General features: G+C 30.9%; 3 protein-coding genes. 2 read left to right on the plus strand and 1 reads right to left on the minus strand.

Translation table 11 applies throughout. From position 1 onward, the window contains the following. Window positions 1-174: 174 nt before the first annotated feature. Window positions 175-864: an MBL fold metallo-hydrolase gene (locus QXF46_09325; protein ID MEM0227061.1), complete on the minus strand. Its 690-nt coding sequence runs from the start codon at window positions 862-864 to the stop codon at window positions 175-177. A gap of 109 nt (window positions 865-973) precedes the next feature. Here QXF46_09325 and QXF46_09330 point away from each other — a divergent pair, with 109 nt between their 5' ends. Beyond that, window positions 974-1,696, plus strand: coding sequence for a hypothetical protein (locus QXF46_09330; GenBank protein ID MEM0227062.1), 723 nt, complete (start codon window positions 974-976; stop codon window positions 1,694-1,696). A 117-nt stretch (window positions 1,697-1,813) separates the two neighbouring features. Next, window positions 1,814-3,130, plus strand: a complete 1,317-nt coding sequence (locus QXF46_09335; GenBank protein MEM0227063.1) for an MFS transporter — start codon at window positions 1,814-1,816, stop codon at window positions 3,128-3,130. Window positions 3,131-3,794 lie beyond the last annotated feature (664 nt).

The raw sequence follows: 3,794 nt of genomic DNA on the forward strand, positions 1-3,794 counted from the left end.
TTTGCTCAATAATCTTAGCTCTATATATTAAAATTTTTGTATTCTTATATTAATTATAAAATTATATAACTATATATTTTAATAACGTGTTTTGCAAACTAGATAATTTAGTAAGAATGTATTATAAGCTTATTAATAAAAACAATGGTAGCTTTTTAGTTTGTGAGAAAAAGTTTATGTCTTCAGAATTGAAATTTTCATGTCATTTTTTATAAATATTATAAAATCATAAATAAAATTGGGTAATTCTTCTATCTTACTTTCGCTTACTTTAAAAGGTAGATCATGACCAGGGACTATTATTTTACCCATTTTTAGAGCTTTCGTAATGCTTTGGTTTGCAGCAGAAAGATTATAATATGCAAAAGACGTTTCTCTTTTCTTGGCGTCATTAACATACTTTATAGCATCCCCTACAAGCATAGTATCATTGTCTATCACACCTAAAGTTCCTGCCGTATGTCCAGGTAATAATATAAATTTTAAGCCGTATAAAGTATCTCCTTCTTCTACCTTGATTAATCTGTCATTTAGAAGAGTGGGTAGGTACTGAGCTGAATATAAATCTGGCGTATTTTGAGTATACTCTACCTCTCTTTTCGAAGCATATATCTTGGCTTTTGAAAAAATTAGTGAATTTAGTGAGTGATCATAATGTAAATGAGAAAGGATAACGAATTCTATATCTGAAGTGGATAAGCCATTATTCTTTAAGGAATTTAGTAAATATTCCTTATTTCCAAAATGACCTGGATCATATATGCCATATCTTCCATCACTCTCTATTAGTACTATGTTACAAAAGCCTAGAAAACCCAGATTCGTATATGCGGGTATTCCCGGGACTAATATTTTCCACGTCATATTGCATATGAGCCTCTAGTTATAATAAGGTTTACTGTCTAACGTCTAGGACGTTTTAATATTGAATTTCTTGTATAAGACTTAAATAGCATCATTGTTACTTAAAAATATGAAATGGTTAAAAGTAGGAATTATATTACCATCATCTAATACTACAGTTGAACGTGAATTCAATCAAATTTCTAATGAAATTGATCAATATAAAATTACCTTCCATGCGTCTAGAATAAGACTTGATAACGTAACATTGAATGATTTAGATTTTATGGAAAGAGAGACAGAAAGGGCTACATATGAATTAGCTACGCTAAATCCTAACATTATTGCTTATGCATGTACTTCTGGTAGCTTTTTTAGAGGGCCAAAACATTATGAAGAAATTGTACACCGTATAGAAAGAATAGCTAAAGTGCAAGCAGTTGCTACATCTGGTTCGGTGCTAAAGGCATTAAACAAGCTTAATATTAAGAAGGTAGTTTTAGTCACACCCTATATAGATGAGGTTAACAAAAGAGAGGTCGAGTTTCTATCTGCTAATGGTATATATGTAGCCAAAAGTAAAGGAATGGGAATAGTGAGAAATACTGATATAGGTTCTGTTGAGCCAGAGGAGGTTTATAAATTCGTTCTTAATTCATTAAATGGTGTAAGTGATTTTGATGGTGTATTCATTTCTTGTACAAATCTTAGAACGTTTGAAATAATCGATAAATTGGAAAAAGAAATAGGGAAACCGGTAATTAGCAGTAACACTGCTACGTTATGGGAGATATTTCATAGACTAAATATTGGAGTAGAAAAACTAGGAATACTTTTTAAAAATCTTCGATGAGAATTTATTACCTTCATTTTTACCACGGCTAGCTCGTTTAATTTATTTAAAAAATTGATATATGTTATACTAGAAAGTTTAATAAAGTAGTTAGGTGTAGTGTGAATAGTGGTAAAAATGGTTTCGATGAAAACTAAGGCAATAATTGCTGCTAGTTTTGGAATGGCTTTAGAATGGTATGATTTCTTCACATATGGCTACGTAGCAACAATACTAGCCAGATTATTCTTCCCTGAAATAAATCCGATAGCTGGATTATTAGCTACATATGTGACCTTCTTCATAGGATTTTTAGGAAGACCATTAGGAGGAATAGTATTTGGGTATCTTGGAGATAGAGTAGGAAGAAGATATAGTTTAGTTTTTACCGTTTTATTAACAGGGTTCAGTGTATTTTTCATAGGCTTGCTGCCTACATATTATCAGATAGGCTTGCTTGCACCGATTCTACTTGCTTTGCTTAGATTTTTAGTTGGTATAGCTCTTGGCGGAGAATGGGGAGGAGCTTTTTCTTTAACATCAGAATATGTTAGTCCTAATAAAAGAGGATTGTATTCAGGCGTTCTTCAGTCTACAGTATCTATAGCTAATCTTTTAGTTACTGGTATAATTCTTGTTATTACTGCCTTAGTAGGAACTAGAGGCTTTGAAAATTTTGGCTGGAGAATAGTGTTTATCATAGGTCTTGCAATAGCCTTAGTAGGATTAGTCATTAGATTAAGGATAGAGGATTCACCAGTATTTAGAAAACTTCAAGGAGAAGGAAAAATCTCAAAGAATCCATTGGCAGAGGTGATAAGAAATTATTGGAAACCTATTGTAGCCGGATTAATAATAGTGGGAATAATTAATGGTGCCTGGTATTATACTAACTTTACCTTTTCAATAGCATATGCTACTACTATAGCAAAAAGTTTCCATCAACCATACGTAACATCTCAAGCAGTTACATTCGCTATTTTTATAGCATCTATAATAGGGATATTCGCATCAATAGCTTTTGGATATTTATCAGATATTATAGGAAGGAAAAAGCAGATAATTATCAATTCAATAATAGCTATTGTTCTAGCTTTTCCTTATTATTATTTACTTCTTCAGGGGAATATACTTGCAACTACATCATCAATACTTATAGGCTCATTGCTAATCTATTATTTAGCAGGAGCAATAACTCCAGCCTTTTTAGTAGAATTATTTCCTCCTAAAGTTAGGTATACTGGAATATCTATAGCTTATCAAATAGGCGTAGGCTTCATAGGTGGTCTTACTCCCTTTATACTGACATACTTAGTTTATGCCACACGTTCATTGTTATCGCCAGTTTACTTTACAATCATTACTGGCATTATAGTTTTAGGTATAACCTTAACTCTTGTAAAGGAAACTAAAGGAAATATATATGAGGGAGAGGAAATTTTAAAGCAAAAATAGTTTGAGTAAATTTTTTAAGATTTTCATAATTTTTTGTATATGCTCCTAGATTTATCATGCTAAGCTATAAATGTGGAGAGATTAAATTTATTTAAGCATATCAACTTATATTCTCACAGAATAGATAGGCTTAATCATAAGTTTGACCTCCCTCTGGTAGGTTCTCTTGATCTATTTGAGCTTTCTCAAAGGTAGTCAGAGATTATCCTGTAGGAAACCCATATTTCTCTAAAAAGCTTGATGCTTCATTATAGAGAATGCTCTAGTAAGTATTTTGCCAGAAATGTGGTTTTTAAGAAGAATAAGTTATGATAATGTAAATGAGGGAAAGGTAAAAAATACTCTTGTTGATGTTTATGTATATTTCGATTATAGTGATAAGCTATTTACTTTCGTAGTTAAATATCCATATACGGTTGAGTTTACTATTATTTATTAAGAATTCTTGAGGAATATTTCACGCAATTATAGCATAAAATGTTATGGTAGAGTTACTAATCTGGCTGGATGAGTTATTAGAAATAATTTTTAAGTCTAATAAAAAACGTTTAATTAAGTACTTTTGCTCTCATTCAGTAATAAAATGTTGAGTAATGCTCATAAAAACATTTAATTATTATATTAATATTAATGTTAGTCTAATAAATGTCAAGTATACGTTTGC

The sequence above is a fragment of the Thermofilaceae archaeon genome (assembly GCA_038731975.1).
Lineage (GTDB): Archaea > Thermoproteota > Thermoprotei > Thermofilales > Thermofilaceae > JANXEW01.

Bases quoted from the DNA above. Each gene is read 5' to 3' on its own strand.
- QXF46_09325 (MEM0227061.1), bottom strand. From the start codon at position 864: ATGACGTGGAAAATATTAGTCCCGGGAATACCCGCATATACGAATCTG.
- QXF46_09330 (MEM0227062.1), top strand. From the start codon at position 974: ATGAAATGGTTAAAAGTAGGAATTATATTACCATCATCTAATACTACA.
- QXF46_09335 (MEM0227063.1), top strand. From the start codon at position 1,814: ATGGTTTCGATGAAAACTAAGGCAATAATTGCTGCTAGTTTTGGAATG.